The sequence below is a fragment of the Endobacterium panacihumi genome (genome assembly GCF_050847465.1).
Lineage (GTDB): Bacteria > Pseudomonadota > Alphaproteobacteria > Rhizobiales > Rhizobiaceae > Neorhizobium > Neorhizobium panacihumi.
Genome location: NZ_JBOZRA010000001.1, coordinates 265,358 through 283,304 on the forward strand (window position 1 = coordinate 265,358; position 17,947 = coordinate 283,304).

Consider the following 17,947-nt stretch of genomic DNA (forward strand, 5'->3'; position numbering starts at 1 on the left):
ATCGCCATGAATGACCGGCCGCTGGTGATTTTCGATTGTGACGGGGTCCTTGTGGACAGCGAACCGGTTTCGGTTCGTGTTCTCGTCGCAGCGCTCAATCGCCACGGCATCGATATGGCCGAGGAGGAGGCCTATAGCCGCTTCCTCGGCCGCAGCCTCGCCACCATGACGCAGGTCATGGACGAGGAATACGGATTTCACACAGGCCCGGAATTTCTGGAGGGGCTGCGTGTTGATCTCTACGAACGCTTTCACACCGAGTTACAGGCGATCAAAGACATTGCCGTGACGGTCGATAAGCTCGGTTGCGACCATTGCGTCGCATCCTCCAGCCAGCCGGAGCGTATCCGCCTGTCGCTTTCCCTGACCGGTCTTCTCGACAAGTTCGAGCCGAACATTTTCAGCGCTTCCATGGTCGAAAACGGCAAGCCTGCGCCAGACCTCTTCCTCTTTGCAGCGGAAAAGATGGGCTATGACCCCGCCAACTGCATCGTCGTGGAAGACAGTCCCGCCGGTATCGAGGCGGCACAGCGGGCCGGCATGACGGCGCTCGCCTTCACAGGCGGTTCTCACACCCATGTTGCCGGTTATCGTGAACGCATCGAAGCACTTCAGCCCGATGCAATATTTGACGCGATGCCGGATTTGCTCCACCTTGTCCAAAAACAATTCAACGGTCACAAGGGACTCGTTGCCTCCAGCTCGCTTTGAGCGCTAGAGGTTTTGCGGGGGCATAAGGGGCAGGAAACCAATCCGTATGCGTGATCATATCGTCGCGGTGGATGTCGGCACCACGAGCGCGCGGGCTGCGGTTTTCGATCGCGCCGGGCGATTGCTGTCACGCGCCAAGCAGCCGATCGAGATGATCCGGCCACGCGAAAACCACGCCGAACACGATAGCGAAAACATCTGGGCTGCCTGTTGCGGCGCCGTGCGCACCGCTTTGACCGAGGCAGGCATTGCCGCAGATCAGGTCGCCGCGCTCGGTTTCGACGCCACCTGTTCGCTGGTCGTGCGCGATAAAAGGGCCAAGCCGTTGGCCGTCTCGCCGCGCGGCGAAAACCGTTTCGACACAATCGTCTGGCTCGATCACCGTGCCATCGGTGAAGCCGAAATCCTCAATGCCTCAGGCCACCCTGTACTGAAATATTCCGGCGAAACGCTGTCGCCGGAAATGCAGATGCCAAAACTGATGTGGCTGAAACGGCATCACAAGGATACCTGGGCGAAGACGGGCTTCATCTTCGATCTCGCCGACTTTTTGACATGGAAGGCGACCGGATCGACGACGCGCTCGCGCTGCACGCTGACGTCTAAGTGGAACTATCTTTCCCACGAAAAAACCGGCTGGCAGGCCGATTTTCTGGCGCTTGCGGGTCTTGAGGATCTACTGGAGCGAGCCAGTCTCTCGGAAGACACCGTGCCCGTTGGTGGTGTTATTGGGCGCCTGACGAAACAGGCCGCCGGCGATCTCGGTCTCGACACCAAATGCGTGGTCACCTCGGGCATGATCGATGCCTATGCCGGTGCGCTCGGGGCATTGGGCAAGGCCGCGGATGAAAAAGCGAAAGATGTCGGGGCACTGGAGCAGAGCGTGGCGCTGATTGCCGGGACATCCAGCTGCATCGTCGCGCTCAACAGCCAGCCAAAACCCGGCCAGAGTCTGTGGGGGCCGTATTACGATGCGCTTCTGCCCGGCCACTGGCTGGTGGAAGGCGGGCAATCGGCCACCGGCGCACTGCTCGACCATATCGTACGCATGCATGCCGCCGGCGGCGAGCCGACGCTCGACCTGCATGCCCGCATCGTTTCGCGGATCGGCGAACTCAGGGCAGAGGAGGGCGGCAATCTCGCCCCCGATCTCAACATCCTGCCGGACTTTCACGGCAACCGTTCGCCGCTTGCCGACCCGCGCGCGACAGGCGTGATTTCCGGTCTGACGCTCGACACGTCTTTCGATGGTCTCTGCCGCGTTTACTGGCGCACCTGCGTGGCGATTGCGCTCGGCATCCGCCACATCCTCGAGGCGCTGGCGCAATACGGTTATCGATTCGAGACGCTGCACATTACCGGTGGCCATGTGCAGAACCCGCTTCTTTTGGAACTCTACGCTGATGTGACTGGCCGCAAAGTGGTCGTGCCTAACACGAAGGATGCCGTGTTGCTGGGGACGGCCATGGCGGCGGCGGTTGCCGGCGGTCTTTACGACACCCTGCAGGCGGCAGCCGGTGCCATGGATCAGGGCTGGGCGGAACACGCCGCCGATCCGGCACGGACAAAGGCCTATGGCCGCGATTACAAACGGTTCCTCGCCATGGTCCGGCATCGCGAGGAATTGCGAAGGCTCGATGATGACGCCTGATGAACTCGCCGACATCTATCGCGGTTATATCGACTGCCTGAACCGGCAGGACTGGAACAATCTCGGTGATTTTGTCGGTGAAAACGCTCATCACAACGGGCGGTTCCTCGGGCTTGCCGGTTATCGCACCATGCTGATCAACGATTTCGAGCAGATCCCCGATTTGCGCTTCAATATCGATCTTCTGGTGTGTGATACGCCGCATGTGGCCAGCCGGCTTGCCTTTGACTGTTCGCCCAAGGGGCGTTTTCTGGGGCTGATTGTGAACGGCCGGCGCATCCGGTTTTCCGAAAACGTGTTCTATCGTTTCGAGGATGGTCGGATTGTCGATGTGCGCTCTGTCCTCGACAAGGTGGCTATCGAAGCGCAGCTCGGCTAAATCGCGTCGCAGTGATGCGCGTATCTTGCTGAAACACTTCACAAATCCCATATCTGGCCGGAACCAAGGAGACGCCGATGATCCTCGACGCCGCACGCCGCTCGCTGACAAACCTTTTCGCCCCCGAAAGCCGTTCCGTTTTCCTGAAAATGCTGGGGCTGACGCTGCTCATCCTTGCCGGTCTCTGGTTCGGTCTGCGCGAGGTTCTGCTCACCTATGTCTGGCCATGGTTCGCGGCCTTCCTGCCGTCCATGCCCGAATTCGGCGGTTTTCTGGCGCTGATTGCGGGCATCCTGTTCGGGGTCGGTCTGGCGCTGGCGCTGGCTTTGCTGATCGCGCCGGTCACAGCGCTGATTGCCGGCCTTTTTCTCGATGATGTGGCGCAAGTGATCGAAAAGCGTGATTACCCCGCCGATCAGCCGGGCAAGGAACTGCCGCTCGGTCAGGCCATCGTCGGTTCGATCCAGTTTCTGGGCGTCGTCATCGTCGGCAACATCATCGCGCTCTTGATGCTGTTCATCCCCGGCGTCAACCTGATCGCCTTCTTTCTGGTCAACGGTTACCTGCTTGGCCGCGAGTTTTTCGAATTTGCCGCCATGCGTTTTCGCCCGGTTGCGGAAGCCAAGGCGTTTCGCGCCAAACACTCTTCCACGGTGTTTCTCGCCGGCATGCTGATCGCCGGTTTCCTGGCCATCCCCTTCGTCAACCTTTTGACGCCGCTGTTCGCCGCCGGCCTGATGGTGCATCTGCACAAGGCGCTGTCGAAACGCGATCCGGGTTTCGTCGGGTAACTCAGCTTTCGGCGAGGGCGTCTGCGATGACCTCGCCGATCATCTGTGGTGGCAGTTCCACCAGCGGCGCCGGGATGTCATTGCTTTTTGCCGGATATTTGCACAGATCGGCGATCACGCAACGTTCGCATTCGGCCCGCCGGGCCTTGCAGGTGTAACGTCCATGCAGGATCAGCCAGTGATGCGCGTGGTAAAGATACTGTTCCGGGATCACCCGCATCAGATTGTCTTCCACATCATCCGGCGTGTTGCCGGGCGCGAGTTTGATGCGGTTGGCGATACGAAAGACGTGGGTGTCGACGGCCATTGTCGGCACGCCAAAGGCCATGGACATCACCACGTTTGCCGTCTTGCGGCCGACGCCCGGTAGCATCACCAATTCTTCACGGGTCTTCGGCACTTCCGAGCCGAATTTTTCGATGAGCATGCGACAGAGCGCGATGACGTTCTTCGCCTTGTTGCGAAACAGCCCGATCGTCTTGATGTGCGCGATGACGCCGTCTTCGCCCAAAGCCAGCATCTTTTCCGGCGTGTCGGCGATTTTGAACAGTTCGCGTGTCGCCTTGTTCACCCCGGCATCGGTCGCCTGCGCCGAAAGCGCCACCGCGACCACCAGCGTGAACGGGTTCACATGTTCCAGCTCGCCTTTCGGTTCCGGCCGCTGGATGGAGAAGCGCCGAAACATTTCCACCCGCTCCTCGTTCGAATAGGCGGATCGCGGCAGGGGCTTGCGGCGGCGGGTCACCGGTGTCGCATTTGACTTTTGCAAGGTTTGAGTGCTGGAATTGCGCTTGGAAATGGCCATGGCTTTTAGTGCCATCCGACCCGGAGAAAAGCAACGTGGATGCCTCCGAAGAAACGCCGGTTTTTGCCGCCGAACTCACCGCGCACCGCTCGCTCGGGCGAAAGGGTTTTCGCGTGATGCTGGCTGTTTCGGGCGCCATCTGCCTGTTTTATGGCCTGTTTTTCATGGTGAACGGCGCGTGGCCGGTTGGGTTGTTTTTCGGGCTGGATTTCCTTCTTCTCTACGGCGCCTTCCGGCTGAACTACCGCTCCGGCCGGGCGCGAGAACAGGTGACCGTGACGCGCAGCAATCTCTCTATCCGAAAGATCTCCCCGGCCGGCCGCACGGTCGAACATTGTTTCAACCCGTTCTGGGCGCGTTTTGGCGTGTCCCGGCACGAGGAATTCGGTATCACCGCCATGCATGTTTCAGGTGAGGGCAGGCGAACGGATGTCGGCTCGTTTCTAAACCCCGATGATCGCGAAAGTTTTGCCAAGGCTTTCAAGGGCGCGCTTGCTACGGTGAAACGCAGAATCTGACCGACAGCGATGAAATCTCCTGCAGAACAGCAAGAAACGGGTGGTGCGCCGGGCTGTTCGAGGCCATCTTCCGGACAAAGGAGAGACGAGATGAACGCTCTTGCAAAAATTTCTGATCCGCCGATCGATGTGACACCCGAAGGCATGGATTACGATACCGTTCGCCGGGTGATCGAACTGATCACGCTGGATTACCGCGCTCAGCCTTCGCTCGAAACCATCGCTGCCGAACTCGGCCAGTCGCCGACGCAGCTGCAGAAGGTTTTTACGCGCTGGGCAGGCCTTTCGCCAAAAGCCTTTCTGCAGGCGGTGACGCTGGACCACGCGAAACGGCTGCTCGGAGCGGAAAAACTGCCGCTTCTGGAAACGTCATACGAGCTTGGTCTTTCCGGTCCCGGTCGTCTGCACGACCTTTTTGTCACCCACGAGGCGATGTCGCCTGGCGAGTGGAAGGCCAAGGGCGGTGGGCTGACGATCCGCTATGGTTTTCATCCCTCGCCATTCGGCCGGGCGCTTGTCATGGCGACCGATCGTGGTCTTGCCGGTCTCGCCTTCGCCGATGGTTTCGAGGATCAACAGGCCTGTCTCGACGACATGACCCGGCGCTGGCCGAATGCGGCCTATATAGAAGATGGCGCAGGCACAGCCGGTTACATCGTCCGCATCTTCGACCGTTCCCAATGGTCGGCGGAACGGCCCTTGCAGGTTGTGCTGATCGGCACCGATTTTCAGGTGAGGGTGTGGCGCAGCCTGCTCAAAATTCCGTTCGGCAAGGCGGTGACCTATTCACATGTCGCCTGCGATATCGGCCAGCCGACGGCAAGCCGCGCAGTGGGGGCGGCTGTGGGTGCCAACCCGATCTCCTTTGTCGTGCCCTGCCATAGGGCCGTGGGCAAAAGCGGCGCGCTGACGGGTTATCACTGGGGGCTGACACGAAAGCGGGCAATTTTGGGCTGGGAGGCGGGCAGCGCCTAACCGGACCGGCGTCCGAGAAATTAGAAATTTGTCATTTATGACAAGAAGTTACAGGCACTTTTGTGGGGTTTTGCAATAGTTGCTCGCAATTGTACAGGGTCTCCAAAACAATGGAGATCGTGACCGTGCAAGAGCGCAGGTTCCCCCGATCGAGAGCGTTTCTGGGCGCCAAGATCATATTCAATGACGGCCACTCGTCCTTTGACTGTATCGTCAGGGAAATGTCCGAGGGGGGCGCACAGATCAAGGTCGAGAACGCGTTGGCCGTTCCCGAAAGATTCAATCTGACCCTTTCCGATGGTCGCAGTTTTGATTGCGAAATCCGCTGGCGGCGCATCAATGCGATCGGTGTGGAATTTCACGACGCCATGGATCCTGCGCTGAAGTCCTGACCGCGTTTTGCTTTCAGCATCCTGTCAGCTTCCTCTTCTATCCGCTTTTCACCGGCAGGTTCAGCCTGCCTCCTAGGTGGAGCGGATGGCATGATGTTCAAAACCCCAAGGCAGCCTTTTCTGCGGTGGGCTGGTGCCGGGCTCCTCTCACTCCTGCTCGCGGGTGGCGGTTATCTCTGTTTCCTGCAGGTCAGCGGCAATTTTCACACGGTCATTGCCGGTGAGCTTTATCGCTCCGCACAGCCGACGCCGGACCAGATCGAACATTATGTCCAGCAATATGGTATCCGCACCATCGTCAATCTGCGCGGCGAGAACGATGATCAGGCCTGGTACGCCGATGAAGTGGCTACGGCCAGCAAGCTCGATATCCGCCACATCGATTTTCGCATGTCCGCCTACAAGCAACTGACCGGGCCGGAAGCCGACAGACTGGTGGCGCTTTTGAAGAATGCGCCCAAACCCATTCTCATCCATTGCCTTTCAGGTGCCGATCGCACCGGGCTTGTTTCGGTCATTTACAGCAACCAGATCGCCGGTCTGCCGGAACATCAGGCGGAACGGCAGCTTTCCATCCTGTTCGGTCACGTGGGCATTCCGCTGATTTCGGCGGCTTACGCAATGGATGAGAGCTGGCATCAGTTGGAGCGGCATTACGGCATTGAGGGGTGAACGACCTCAATTGCCTGCTGCGATAAACGCAAAACTGCGGTTGTCGTGAGTGCCTTGGCCATTGCCCGTCAAGGCAGTGAATGCCAGGCGGCTGACAAAGGGAAACACGATATTGTCGGCCGAGCTTTGCTGGTCGCTCCCGTAGAGGACCTGAGAACCGACGACTGCCGGTATCTCTGAAAACCCGTTATAGAAGTTGATCTGATATTCGCCGGTGTTTGGTCTGTTCACCTGGAAATCGTCACCTCCCGATATGATGTTGCCGTTGCCATCGACAACACCGGCGATAATGCGTGTTACGGCCATCTCATTTCTCCCTTCGGTGTGAATTGAAGATAAGCTCTCATAGGTTGCATTATTGTTTGGGTTAAATCAATTAAAAATTGTTTTCGTTGATGCTTTTTGCTGTTTTACGGTGTCGGCGATGCCGACGTGGAACGCTCAATCGACATCGAGCAGCCGTAACAATTCCATCGCTGCCGCTTCATCGGTGATCAGCGTATTGCACCCCACCCGCCGGATCGTGGCGCGGATGGCGGTGGCGCGATGGGCGCCGCCGGAGGAAAGCACGACGTGTTTGGCCTTTTTCAGCGTGTCGAGATCGATCGACATCACCCGTTCGTTGAGTTTTTGGTCGACCGATTTTCCATCTGCATCCAAAAAATTGAACATCGTGTCGCAAACGCAGCCCGCCGCAATAAGCCGATCAAGTTCGGCCTTCGAGATAAAACCCTCCGACAGCGAGGTCGAATGCGGGCCGATATCGCCGCAGCTGACGACGGCGAGGTCGAGGGTTTCAGCGAGATCATAGACCGCATCGAGGCCGCATTTTTCGATCAGCGCACGTTTGGTGGCAACACTATCGACCAGAAGCGGTGCCAGAAACATGAAACATTCCGCTCCCAGCTGCCCGGCAAACCGCCAGGTGAAATCGATGGGATTGGTTTTCTGGACTGCGACGATGCCGCCGAGCAGCGACACGACCTTGCAGTTTTCCCGGCGCGGCGGGCGGAAGCTGGAGAGGGAGGCTGTCATGGTGCGGCCCCAGCCGACGCCGATCGTCATGTCGTTCTGCACGACTTCCGACAAAAACTGCCCGAGCGCGAGGCCGACGGCGCTGGCCAGTGCCTCGGCGCTGTCGTCTTTCGGGGCGGGCACGACGACCGCTTCATCCAGCCCGTAGGCGCGTTCCAGCCGGGTCGCCAGTTCCAGACAGCTATCGACACCCTCGCTGATCCAGATCTGCACTTCCGAGCGTTTCATCGCCTCGTCCAGCATGCGGATGACGGTGGAGCGGCTGATGCCGAGCCGTTCGGCGACGTCCTTCTGGGTCAGGCCTTGATTGTAATAGAGCCATGCGGCGCGCAAGCGCTGCGAGCTCGCGTCCGAGGCGGCGGCATGGGTGTCGCGTCTGAGTTTGACCAAGGCATCCTCGCTTTTGCCCGCAGGCGCACTATCTCGTTTCCATGCCATGATATCGTCATGGATGGAACATATGTCAATTCAAGAAGACAAATGTCTTGACTTCTTGACCTTCCCCGGATGTTATCTCGATAACTGTCCAGGGATCGGAAACGCCATTGGGCGTTGGGTTTTCAAAAGCGAGGATTTTCCGGATGACATCGAAACTAGAGCAACTGCGCGCCATGACCACCGTTGTCGCCGATACCGGTGACATCGAAGCCGTTGCACGCCTGAAGCCGGTGGATTGCACCACCAACCCGTCGATCGTGCTCAAAGCGATCAACACGTCCATCTTCGCCGACAAGGTGAAGGAAGCCGTTGCCTGGGGCCGCACACAGGGTGGCGATGCTGACGCCGTCGCCGCAGCCGTGGCCGACCGTCTCGCCATCGACGTGGGCGCTGCCCTTGCTGCCATCGTTCCGGGCCGCGTCTCGACCGAAGTGGATGCCGACCTCTCCTTCGACACCGAAGCCTCGATCAAGAAGGCGCACGAGATCATTGCCGCCTACAAGGCGCGCGGCATCGAGCGTGACCGCATTCTCATCAAACTGGCCTCCACCTGGGAAGGCATCAAGGCTGCCGAAAAGCTGCAGGCCGAAGGCATCGACTGCAACCTGACGCTTCTTTTCTCCCACGCTCAGGCGGTGGCCGCAGCCGACGCCAAGGCATTTCTCATTTCGCCTTTTGTCGGCCGTATCCTCGACTGGCACAAAAAGGCGACCGGCCAGGACTACACGTCGGAAACCGATCCGGGTGTTGTGTCGGTCCGTTCGATCTACAACTACTACAAGGCCAATGGCATCAACACGATCGTCATGGGCGCCTCGTTCCGCAATGTCGGCGAAATCGAAGCGCTGGCCGGTTGCGACCGCCTGACGATTGCGCCGAACCTGCTCGACGAGCTGGACAAGGCCGAAGGCACGCTGGAGCGCAAGCTGTCTCCTGAAAAGTTCGAGGCCGTTGCCCCGATCAAGATGGACGAAAAGACTTTCCGCTGGATGCTGAACGAAGACCAGATGGCGACCGAAAAGCTGTCGGACGGTATTCGCCTGTTCGCCAAGGACCTCGTTGCCCTGCGCGATCTGGTGAAGAAGGAACTGCAGCTCGCTGCTGCCTGATTGTTTTTCGCTTCGATTGCAAAGGCCCGCCATTGGCGGGCCTTTTTGCGTTCAGGAGGCTGTCATTCTTTTTGCTGTCACCACCGTCTTGATGAAGGCGAGGATGAACATCGCCGTCATCAGCAGCACGATGGTCGGGGCAGGCGCGCTGTCGAGGAAAAAGGCGAGATAAATGCCGCCGAGCGAGCATCCGAGAGCGACGGCCACCGCGGTGATCATCATGCTGGTGAAGCGGCGGGTCAGCAGGAAGGCGATGGCGCCGGGGGCGACCAGAAGTGCGACGGACAAGATGATGCCGATGGCCTTCAGGGCGCCGACGACCGTCAGCGACAGGACGGCGAGCAGGCCGTAATGCAGGATGCGTGTCGGCAGGCCGATCGCCTTGGCATGCTGTTCATCGAAAGCGTGGACAAGCAGGTCCTTGCGGAAGATCAGCAGGAAGATCGTCGAGGCGATGGCGATCAGGGTGGTTTCGATCAGGTCGGAGGGCAGGATGCCGAGCATGTCGCCGAACAGGATGTGGTCGAGATGTACATCCGCCTGAACCTTGACGTACAGCACCAGGCCCAGGCCGAACATGCCGGAAAACACGATGCCGAGCACGGTGTCTTCCTTGATGCGGCTGTTTTCCTTCAAAAAACCCGTCGCCAGCGCGCAGACCATGCCCGCCACGAAAGCGCCGATCGAAAGCGGGATCGCCAGAATATAGGCGATGACCACGCCCGGCAGCACGGCATGGCTGACGGCATCGCCCATCAGCGACCAGCCTTTCAGCACGAGAAAGCAGGAGAGAATGGCCATCGGCAGTGCGATCATCAGCGTCACGGCAAAGGCGGTGCGCATGAAATCGATCTGGAAGGGAAAAAGCAGGAGGTCGATTGTGTCGCTCATTGTGCTGCCTCCGGGCTGGCTTCTTCCAATGAGGCCTTCAGGCGGCGGCGCGAGGCGAGCATGCCGTGTTTCGGCGCGAAAACAAAGGCAAGCAGGAAGATGACCGTCTGGGCGACAACGATGATGCCGCCGGTGGCGCCGTCGAGGAAATAGGACAGGTATGCGCCGAGAAAGCTGGTGCCGGCACCAATGGCGAGCGCCATCACGATGACGCGTTGAAAACGGTCGGTCAGCAGATAGGCGGTGGCACCGGGCGTGACGACCATGGCGACGACGAGAAAAGCGCCGACGGTCTGCATGGCGGCGACCGTGGAGGCGGCGAGCAGGGCGAAAAACATCACCTTCAGCGCATCGGGTTTGAGGCCGATCGTGCGGGCGTGGTTTTCATCGAAAAAGGCGACCATCAGGTCCTTCCATTTCAATGCCAGCACGACGAGGCTGACCGTGCCGATGATGACCAGTTGCAGCGTGTCACCTGGAGAAATGGCAAGAACATTGCCCATAACGATGGTCTGGATATCGACCGAGGTGGGTGACAGCGACACCATGAAGAGGCCAAGCCCGAAAAAGGAGGTGAAGATCAGGCCGATGATGGCGTCTTCCTTCAGCCGCGTGCGCTGGTTGAGGAACAGCATGGCGAGGGCGGCAAGCCCGCCGGACAGGAATGCGCCGATGGAGAAGGGCAGGCCGAGCATGAAGGCGCCGGCAACGCCCGGAACGATGGAGTGCGAGAGCGCATCGCCGATCAGCGACCAGCCTTTCAACATCAGATAAGCGGAGAGAAAACCACAGACGCCGCCGACAAGGGCTGAAACCCAGATGGCGTTGAGCATGTAGCCGTAGGTAAAAGGCTCAAGAAGCGTCTGGAGCATTTTTGGCCTCCGTCTGCTTCTCTTTTCCGTTGCCGTAGGTGACGTAAGGCCGTTCGTCGTCGGTAAAGACTTTGACGTGGCGCGGGTCTTCATCGTCATGCAGGTCGCGGCCGCCGAGGATGAAATGGCGCAACACGCCGCCAAAGGCCTTTTCCAGATTGGCCTCGTTGAACGTGTCCTCGGTCTTGCCGTAGGCCAGCACGGTGCCCTTGACGAAGACGGTGCGGTCACAGAAATCCGGCACGCTGCCGAGATTGTGAGTGGAGACCAGCATCACGCGGCCTTCATCACGCAATGCCTTCAACAGCGTGATGATCTGTTCTTCGGTGGTCACGTCGACGCCGGTAAAGGGTTCGTCGAGCAGGATCACTTGACCTTCCTGCGCCAATGCGCGGGCGAGGAACACACGCTTGCGCTGACCGCCCGAAAGCTCGCCGATCTGGCGTTTGCGGTATTCCTCCATGTTCACCCGTTTCAGGGCCTGGGTCACCATCTCATGGTCACGACGGGAGGGAATGCGGAGAAAATTCATGTGGCCGTAGCGGCCCATCATCACCACGTCCTCGACGAGGACGGGAAAATCCCAGTCGACCTCTTCCGACTGTGGCACATAGGCGACGAGGTTCTTTTTCAGCGCCTCGCGCGCGGTCATGGCGAGGATTTCGACGCTGCCCTCGTTGACCGAGACAAAACCCATGATCGCCTTGAACAGCGTGGACTTGCCGGCGCCGTTGACGCCGACAAGCGCCGTGATCGTGCCCTTCGGCACTTCGAAACTGGCATGTTTCAGCGCCGTATGGCCGTTGCGATAGGCGACGCTGACATTGTCGAGTTTGATGCCGGTGCTGACCGGCTTGACGCTGCCCATCATCATTGTGCGAGACCCTTTGCAATGGTTTCCGAGGTAACGCGCAGAAGATCGAGATAGGTCGGCACCGGGCCGTCGGCTTCCGAGAGCGAGTCCACATAAAGCACGCCGCCGTAAGCAGCGCCTGTTTCCGAGGCGACCTGTTTTGCCGGCTTGTCGGAGACGGTGCTTTCCGAAAAGATCACCTTCACATCATGCTCGCGCATGGCATCGATGACCGATCGCACCTGCTGCGGCGTGCCCTGGCTGTCGGCATTAACCGGCCAGAGATAAAGCTCCTTCAAGCCGAAATCGCGGGCGAGATAGGAGAATGCGCCCTCACTCGTCACCAGCCAGCGATGGTTTTCCGGCAGTTTTGCCAGTTCCTCGCGGATCGGCTGGCTGAGCGCGCGGATCTTGTCCGAATATGCCTTGGCATTGGCTGCATAGACCTCGGCATGGGTCGGATCGACCTGTGCCAGACCCTTGCGGATGTTCTCGACATAGATCAGCGCATTGTCCGGCGACATCCATGAATGCGGGTTTGGCTTGCCCTGATAGGCGCCGCCGGCAATCGCCATCGGGGTGACGCCATCCGAAACAGTGACACTCGGCACGTCGCCGAGGTTTTTCAGGAACCGCTCGAACCAGAGTTCCAGATTGAGGCCGTTGCGCAGGACCAGATCGGCATCGCGGGCGCGGAGAAGGTCACGCGGCGTCGGCTGGTAATTGTGGATCTCGGCACCCGGCTTGGTGATGCTTTCGACGGTGGCGGCATCACCGGCAACGTTTTTCGCCATATCGGCAATGATGGTGAAGGTGGTGACGACCTTTGGCTTCTCACCCGATGCATTCTGGGCCTGCGCGGCGAAGGGCAGGGCGATGAGACCGGTAACGAGGCATGCAATTCTCAAAAGAGACATGGAAACCGTTTCTGCTGTTGCAAGTCATTTGCAAGTGAGACTAGCGCAGATTTTGATCCTGTCAATGCTATTGCGAATTATTCGCAATAAGAGACTCTCGCGTCTCGCTGCCGGTGTGCGACATGCGAACGATTGGTGAAGGGGATCATTGAATGGAGAACGGCGTGGGGATACGCGTCAGGCGCGGCGAATGCAGCCATTTGGCCCATTCCGGTACGGATACAACCAATATTGGCAGGATTTTCGCGTGGAAAACATTAGCGGATTAAAGTTTCCTCAATAGGAGTAGGTGAATATCGGCACTGTATTCCAGATGTGTAGTTGAGTAATTGGGGTAGACCATGCCGGGGCTTGGTACGTGAAAGGCATCAAGATCCGGCTCTCGCGCAAGCTTGCCTTGATCCTCGGTGGCATCGTCGTTTTCGGCGGTGGCAGCGGTGCGGCAGCGCTTTACGCCAGCCATGCCGGATTGCTCGGCTCCTCTTCCGCCAATATCAACGGACTGACCTGTTCCACCGTGCAGACGGTGAAAATCAAGCGTGATCATCAATATTGGGTGCGCAAATATGTCGTCGCCGATACCGGTGACGGTCCGGCGCGTATCCGCACGGCGGTTCGTGTCGCCAAGGCCGTCCAGAAGGCGGAAAAGGCCGATCTCGTGCAGGTCGCCGTTCTCGACAAGTCCGGCCCGACCGACCGTGCCGCCATGCGCGGCCGCGCCATCGGCGCGCAGGTCATCTACACGCCTGATCCTTCAAAGGTGCCCGACGGCGTGATGAACCATCCGCTCGCGGCCTTCTATCTCGATGGCGCGGCCGATGAGACGGGCCAATATTACGGCATGCGTGTCGATCTTCCTTACGAGGATATCGACGGCATGGCGGCTGGTCTGACCGATTTTGCCGATTGCATCGAGCCGGTCGTTGCCGGGTCCGAGGGTGGCCATGGCGGTTCCGCCAAAACCAAGGGCGCCGAGACCGGCCATGGCGGCGGTGAGGCTGCCGGGCATGGTGAAGCACCTCCGGCAGAAGGCCATGGTGAAGCACCTGCCGAGGGGCATGATGCGCCTTCCGCTGAAGGACATGGGCCGCCGGATGGCGGCGAGGTGGTTGCCTCTACACCGCAGGACAAGGGTTTTCTTAGCTCCATCACCGGCATGTTTTTTGGAGACAAGAAAGACGAAGCGCCGGTTATCGACGGGAACACGACGGCGGCGGCAGGCGAGCACCCGGCGGAAAAAGCCGGTCATGAGGCCGAGCCGGAAATGCCGAAAGTGACCGAGCCGACGGGGCATTGATGGTGTCTGCCGGGGCTGGCGATCAGACGCCTCTTCAGAATTATTGCTGACGCGAAAACTTCTTCTCCATCATTCAGGCTTCCCCTCCGTCATTCCTGTGCTTGTCACAGGAATCTAGCCGACGCGCGTCTGCGCGGCGAGGGAGTTTTTCAGCCCAAGAGCTTGGGCTGGCTGGATCCCCGCCACAAGGGCGAGGATGACGGAGGAGGGGTGTTGCTCTCCGTCGCGGGGCCTTTTAGCCAGCTGCGCGGGTTATATACACGAACGAAAACGGCGCCACTGAACTTCAGCGACGCCGTTTTCGTTTGATGGGCCGAGACGCGCACCCCGCGGATGCGCGTTCCCAAGATAACCTCAATCCGCCTTGGCCTTGCGGGCCGGGAACAGGATGACGTCGCGGATAGACGGTGCGTTGGTCAAAAGCATGGTCAGGCGGTCTACGCCGATGCCGAGGCCACCGGCCGGCGGCATGCCCTGGTCGATCGCATCCAGGAACTCGTCGTCGAGCTGCTTGTCTTTCTCGCCGCGGGCGTGGGCCTGTTCCAGCTGTTCGACCATGCGCTTGCGCTGCTCTTCCGGGTCGTTCAGTTCGGAAAACGCATTGCCCAGTTCCCAGGCGTTGCAATAGGTCTCGAAACGCTCGACGAGGCGCGGTTCGCCCGGCACTTCCTTGGCGAAGGGCGAAATGTCCTTCGGGAAATGGGTGACGTGGCTCGGCTGGATCAGCGTGCCCTCGACCTTTTCCTCGAAGATGAAGGCCAGGCATTCGCCCCATGTCCAGTCCTTCTCGACTTCGAAACCGGCAGCCTTGGCGGCGGTGCGGGCTTCCTCGTCGGTCTTCATGGCGAGGAAGTCGATGCCAGTGACTTCCTTGACGGCGTCGGGCATGGGCACGCGCTTGAACGGGCCTTTGAACGACATTTCCGTGTCGCCGTACATGAACTCGGTGGAGCCGTGGATCTTTTCCGCCAGTTCGGCGAACATGCGTTCCACGAGGTCCATGATGTCCTCGTAATCGGCATAGGCCCAGTAGCATTCCATCATGGTGAATTCAGGATTGTGCCGGGTGGAAACGCCTTCGTTGCGGAAGTTCCGGTTGACCTCAAAAACCTTGTCGGTGAGGCCGGAGACCAGCGTGCGCTTCAAAAACAGTTCCGGCGCGATGCGCAGGTACATGTCCTGCTTCAGCGTGTTGTGATGGGTCTTGAACGGATCGGCCGTGGCACCGCCATAAACGGAATGCAGCATCGGTGTTTCGACTTCCATGAAGCCGTCGTTTTCCATGAAGCGGCGGATGCCGGACACGATTTTTGAGCGCTGCTGGAAGCGCAGCTTCGATTCCTCGTTGCTCATGATGTCGAGGTGACGCTTGCGATAACGGATTTCGACATCGGCAATGCCGTTCCACTTTTCCGGCATCGGAAGCAGCGACTTGGTCAGCATGGTGATTTCGCGGGCGCTGATCGACAGCTCGCCACGCTTGGTGCGGCGCACGATGCCGGTGACGCCGATAATGTCGCCAAGGTCGATCATCGCCAGCATGTTGCGGGCTTCTTCCGGCGTCACGTCCTTGTGCGAAAAGATCTGGATCTTGCCGCCGGCGTCATGGATGTCCATGAACATGCCCGAGTTGCGCGAGGAATAAACGCGACCGGCAACGGTGACGACATCGGTGGTTTCGACGTCGGCCTCGAGGTCCTTGTATTTTTCCGCCAGTTCCGCGTTGGTGATGGTGCGGTGGAAATGCGCCGGATAAACGTCGCCGATGGTTTCGCGCAGCTTTGCAAGCTTCTGGGCGCGCACTTCGGTGGCGTCGGAGGAGAGGGCGGTTTCGGTCTTTGTGTCGGTCATCGTGTTCGCCTTTAAGGGCTGGTGTCTGTTTTCTGCCGGGTGGTCGCTTGTGTGGTGCGCCACCCACCGAATTCGTCATCCTCGGGTTTAACCCGAGGATCCATTCTGGCTGCTCGCATACGTTTCCATCCGAGGCCTCAGAGGGCTTGGACATGGATCCTCGGGTCAAGCCCGAGGATGACGACGGTGAGGGAACTCACCAGTTCGCAACGTAGCTGCGCAGCTTTACTTCCCGTCGCCCACCATGGACGAAACAACAGTCGCCGCAATCTTCAAACGCTGGCGCACCACCGAGCGGCCGAGGATCGCCATGCTGTCAAACAGCGGCAGCGAGCGCTGCGAGCCGGACATGGCGATGAACAGCGGCGGCGTGACGACGCGCAGTTTCTTCTCCAGCTTGTCGGCAACGGCACGCAGTTCGGCGTCGATCGCCTCCACGTTCCACTCGATCATCTTCTCGATATCGGCCTGAACCGTGTTGATGATCAGCAGCGTATCTTCCGGAGACGTCTTCAGGCCCGCAAACGAGGCGGGCGTCAGGTTGACGTCGGCGGCGAGCAGGAAGCCGGCAAGGTTCGGCAGATCGCCGAGCTTGGTGATGCGGCTCTGCGAATGCTTCAAGCCCTCGGTCAGGCGGGAGTTTTCCATCGCCCATTCCAGCGTGCGGGCAACGAACTCTTCCGGCGTGAGTTTCTCGCGCAGCCAGCGGCCGTTCAGCCAGTCGAGCTTCTGCAGGTCGAAAATCGCGCCGGCCTTGGACAGCGCTTCCGGATCGAATTTTCCGATCAGCTCTTCCATGGTCAGCAGCTCTTCGCCTTCGGCGATCTGCACGAAAAAGAGGCCGAGGAAGTTCATGAGCGCTTCCGGCAGGTAGCCCAGCGCGGAGTAATAGCTGATGGATGTGGGGTTCTTGCGCTTCGACAGTTTTGACTTGTCGGCATTGCGCATCAGCGACAGGTGCATCCACACCGGTGCTTCCCAGCCGAAATAACGATACAGCAGGATATGTTTTGGCACCGACGCCAGCCACTCCTCGCCGCGCGCGACGTGGGTGATCTTCATCAGATGGTCGTCGATGACGTTTGCCATGTGATAGGTCGGCATACCGTCGCCCTTGATGAGCACCTGCATGTCCACCGAATCCCACGGGATCGATACGTCGCCGTAAACGCCGTCGGTGAAATCGCAAGACCCTTCGGTCGGGATTTTCATACGCACGACGGACTGCTCGCCGGCGGCCATCTTGGACGTGACTTCCTCGGCGCTGTAGCTGAGGCACAGACCATCGTATTTCGGCGGCTTGCCGGCGGCGCGCTGGCCTTCGCGCATCTGCTCGAGCCGTTCTGGCGTGCAGAAGCAGCGGAAGGCGTGGCCCTTGTCGAGCAGGTCCTGCGCGTAGGGCTGGTACATGTCCTTGCGTTCGGACTGGCGGTACGGGCCGTAAGGGCCGCCGACATCCGGGCCTTCCGCCCATGTCAGGCCTGTCCATTTCAGCGCATCCAGAACGCGTTCTTCGAATTCGAGGGTCGAGCGGGTGGCGTCGGTATCCTCGATGCGCAGGATGAACTCGCCGCCATGCTTCTTGGCGAAGAGGTAGTTGAAAAGGGCGATATAGGCGGTGCCGACATGGGGTTCGCCGGTCGGCGAGGGGGCGATACGGACGCGCGGGGTCGGATGGATCATTGTGCTGCTCTTTTTCAAGGCGCGCTGCCCGTAGAGATAGGGCGGCGCCAAGCCTGTTCCGGGAATAGGGATTGGTGCAGGCTTAGGCCATATTCAGGGGACAGCGT

Annotated in this window: 19 protein-coding genes; 10 read left to right on the plus strand and 9 right to left on the minus strand. The window is 59.5% G+C overall.

The annotated features are described in order from the left end of the window. The 4 genes from ACRQ1B_RS01245 (at position 1) to ACRQ1B_RS01260 (ending at position 3,532) form a co-directional block, all read left to right on the plus strand. The gene (locus ACRQ1B_RS01245) at positions 1-711 is read left to right on the plus strand and encodes an HAD family hydrolase (RefSeq protein ID WP_432293780.1); all 711 of its coding nucleotides are present in this window, start codon (positions 1-3) and stop codon (positions 709-711) included. Positions 712-757: 46 nt separating this feature from the next. Continuing rightward, a complete protein-coding gene (locus ACRQ1B_RS01250; RefSeq protein WP_432291862.1) occupies positions 758-2,362 on the plus strand; it encodes an FGGY-family carbohydrate kinase in 1,605 nt (534 codons plus the stop codon). Beyond that, positions 2,352-2,741, plus strand: a complete 390-nt coding sequence (locus ACRQ1B_RS01255) for an ester cyclase (RefSeq protein WP_432293781.1) — start codon at positions 2,352-2,354, stop codon at positions 2,739-2,741. The genes ACRQ1B_RS01250 and ACRQ1B_RS01255 overlap by 11 nt, the downstream gene beginning before the upstream one ends. Before the next feature lie 77 nt (positions 2,742-2,818). After that, positions 2,819-3,532, plus strand: a complete 714-nt coding sequence (locus ACRQ1B_RS01260; protein ID WP_432291863.1) for a sulfate transporter family protein — start codon at positions 2,819-2,821, stop codon at positions 3,530-3,532. Position 3,533: 1 nt separating this feature from the next. On the opposite strand, the gene nth is transcribed toward ACRQ1B_RS01260, so the two are convergent. Continuing rightward, positions 3,534-4,337 carry an endonuclease III gene (gene nth, locus ACRQ1B_RS01265; RefSeq protein WP_432291864.1) on the minus strand — a complete coding sequence of 268 codons (804 nt, stop codon included), beginning with the start codon at positions 4,335-4,337 and terminating at the stop codon, positions 3,534-3,536. Positions 4,338-4,372: 35 nt separating this feature from the next. Between nth and ACRQ1B_RS01270 the strand changes: the two genes are divergently transcribed. The 4 genes from ACRQ1B_RS01270 (at position 4,373) to ACRQ1B_RS01285 (ending at position 6,894) form a co-directional block, all read left to right on the plus strand. Beyond that, positions 4,373-4,855, plus strand: coding sequence for a DUF2244 domain-containing protein (locus tag ACRQ1B_RS01270; RefSeq protein ID WP_432291865.1), 483 nt, complete (start codon positions 4,373-4,375; stop codon positions 4,853-4,855). A 90-nt stretch (positions 4,856-4,945) separates the two neighbouring features. Then, positions 4,946-5,830 (plus strand): methylated-DNA--[protein]-cysteine S-methyltransferase, encoded by an 885-nt coding sequence (locus tag ACRQ1B_RS01275; RefSeq protein ID WP_432291866.1) that lies wholly within the window; start codon positions 4,946-4,948, stop codon positions 5,828-5,830. A 125-nt stretch (positions 5,831-5,955) separates the two neighbouring features. Next, positions 5,956-6,222, plus strand: coding sequence for a PilZ domain-containing protein (locus ACRQ1B_RS01280; protein WP_432291867.1), 267 nt, complete (start codon positions 5,956-5,958; stop codon positions 6,220-6,222). Between the two features lie 90 nt (positions 6,223-6,312). Continuing rightward, positions 6,313-6,894, plus strand: coding sequence for a dual specificity protein phosphatase family protein (locus ACRQ1B_RS01285; protein WP_432291868.1), 582 nt, complete (start codon positions 6,313-6,315; stop codon positions 6,892-6,894). A gap of 6 nt (positions 6,895-6,900) precedes the next feature. On the opposite strand, the gene ACRQ1B_RS01290 is transcribed toward ACRQ1B_RS01285, so the two are convergent. Next, positions 6,901-7,200 (minus strand): hypothetical protein, encoded by a 300-nt coding sequence (locus ACRQ1B_RS01290; protein WP_432291869.1) that lies wholly within the window; start codon positions 7,198-7,200, stop codon positions 6,901-6,903. 135 nt (positions 7,201-7,335) lie between these two features. Continuing rightward, entirely contained in the window at positions 7,336-8,319 is a 984-nt protein-coding gene (locus tag ACRQ1B_RS01295; protein WP_432293782.1) for a sugar-binding transcriptional regulator, read from the minus strand. 191 nt (positions 8,320-8,510) lie between these two features. On the opposite strand from ACRQ1B_RS01295, the gene tal reads away from it, so the two are divergent. Next, positions 8,511-9,476, plus strand: a complete 966-nt coding sequence (gene tal / locus ACRQ1B_RS01300) for a transaldolase (RefSeq protein ID WP_432291870.1) — start codon at positions 8,511-8,513, stop codon at positions 9,474-9,476. Positions 9,477-9,527: 51 nt separating this feature from the next. Here the strand turns inward: tal and ACRQ1B_RS01305 are convergent, their stop codons facing one another. From ACRQ1B_RS01305 to ACRQ1B_RS01320, 4 genes are read right to left on the minus strand one after another with little or no spacing between them, the layout of a single operon-like run. After that, entirely contained in the window at positions 9,528-10,367 is an 840-nt protein-coding gene (locus tag ACRQ1B_RS01305; protein ID WP_432291871.1) for a metal ABC transporter permease, read from the minus strand. After that, the gene (locus ACRQ1B_RS01310) at positions 10,364-11,239 is read right to left on the minus strand and encodes a metal ABC transporter permease (protein WP_432291872.1); all 876 of its coding nucleotides are present in this window, start codon (positions 11,237-11,239) and stop codon (positions 10,364-10,366) included. Before ACRQ1B_RS01310 ends, ACRQ1B_RS01305 begins: the two co-directional genes overlap by 4 nt. After that, positions 11,220-12,113, minus strand: coding sequence for a manganese/iron ABC transporter ATP-binding protein (locus ACRQ1B_RS01315; RefSeq protein WP_432291873.1), 894 nt, complete (start codon positions 12,111-12,113; stop codon positions 11,220-11,222). Before ACRQ1B_RS01315 ends, ACRQ1B_RS01310 begins: the two co-directional genes overlap by 20 nt. After that, positions 12,110-13,009, minus strand: coding sequence for a metal ABC transporter substrate-binding protein (locus tag ACRQ1B_RS01320; RefSeq protein ID WP_432291874.1), 900 nt, complete (start codon positions 13,007-13,009; stop codon positions 12,110-12,112). Before ACRQ1B_RS01320 ends, ACRQ1B_RS01315 begins: the two co-directional genes overlap by 4 nt. Before the next feature lie 358 nt (positions 13,010-13,367). Between ACRQ1B_RS01320 and ACRQ1B_RS01325 the strand changes: the two genes are divergently transcribed. After that, positions 13,368-14,306, plus strand: a complete 939-nt coding sequence (locus ACRQ1B_RS01325; RefSeq protein ID WP_432291875.1) for a hypothetical protein — start codon at positions 13,368-13,370, stop codon at positions 14,304-14,306. Positions 14,307-14,660: 354 nt separating this feature from the next. Here ACRQ1B_RS01325 and lysS read toward each other — a convergent pair whose 3' ends face one another. Beyond that, positions 14,661-16,157: a lysine--tRNA ligase gene (gene lysS / locus ACRQ1B_RS01330; RefSeq protein WP_432291876.1), complete on the minus strand. Its 1,497-nt coding sequence runs from the start codon at positions 16,155-16,157 to the stop codon at positions 14,661-14,663. A gap of 225 nt (positions 16,158-16,382) precedes the next feature. Beyond that, a complete protein-coding gene (gene gltX, locus ACRQ1B_RS01335; protein ID WP_432291877.1) occupies positions 16,383-17,840 on the minus strand; it encodes a glutamate--tRNA ligase in 1,458 nt (485 codons plus the stop codon). Positions 17,841-17,947: the final 107 nt, after the last annotated feature.

Bases quoted from the DNA above. Each gene is read 5' to 3' on its own strand.
- ACRQ1B_RS01250 (WP_432291862.1), top strand. From the start codon at position 758: ATGCGTGATCATATCGTCGCGGTGGATGTCGGCACCACGAGCGCGCGG.
- ACRQ1B_RS01320 (WP_432291874.1), bottom strand. From the start codon at position 13,009: ATGTCTCTTTTGAGAATTGCATGCCTCGTTACCGGTCTCATCGCCCTG.
- nth (WP_432291864.1), bottom strand. From the start codon at position 4,337: ATGGCCATTTCCAAGCGCAATTCCAGCACTCAAACCTTGCAAAAGTCA.
- lysS (WP_432291876.1), bottom strand. From the start codon at position 16,157: ATGACCGACACAAAGACCGAAACCGCCCTCTCCTCCGACGCCACCGAA.
- gltX (WP_432291877.1), bottom strand. From the start codon at position 17,840: ATGATCCATCCGACCCCGCGCGTCCGTATCGCCCCCTCGCCGACCGGC.
- ACRQ1B_RS01305 (WP_432291871.1), bottom strand. From the start codon at position 10,367: ATGAGCGACACAATCGACCTCCTGCTTTTTCCCTTCCAGATCGATTTC.
- ACRQ1B_RS01275 (WP_432291866.1), top strand. From the start codon at position 4,946: ATGAACGCTCTTGCAAAAATTTCTGATCCGCCGATCGATGTGACACCC.
- ACRQ1B_RS01290 (WP_432291869.1), bottom strand. From the start codon at position 7,200: ATGGCCGTAACACGCATTATCGCCGGTGTTGTCGATGGCAACGGCAAC.
- ACRQ1B_RS01260 (WP_432291863.1), top strand. From the start codon at position 2,819: ATGATCCTCGACGCCGCACGCCGCTCGCTGACAAACCTTTTCGCCCCC.
- ACRQ1B_RS01310 (WP_432291872.1), bottom strand. From the start codon at position 11,239: ATGCTCCAGACGCTTCTTGAGCCTTTTACCTACGGCTACATGCTCAAC.
- ACRQ1B_RS01285 (WP_432291868.1), top strand. From the start codon at position 6,313: ATGATGTTCAAAACCCCAAGGCAGCCTTTTCTGCGGTGGGCTGGTGCC.
- ACRQ1B_RS01255 (WP_432293781.1), top strand. From the start codon at position 2,352: ATGACGCCTGATGAACTCGCCGACATCTATCGCGGTTATATCGACTGC.
- ACRQ1B_RS01315 (WP_432291873.1), bottom strand. From the start codon at position 12,113: ATGATGATGGGCAGCGTCAAGCCGGTCAGCACCGGCATCAAACTCGAC.
- tal (WP_432291870.1), top strand. From the start codon at position 8,511: ATGACATCGAAACTAGAGCAACTGCGCGCCATGACCACCGTTGTCGCC.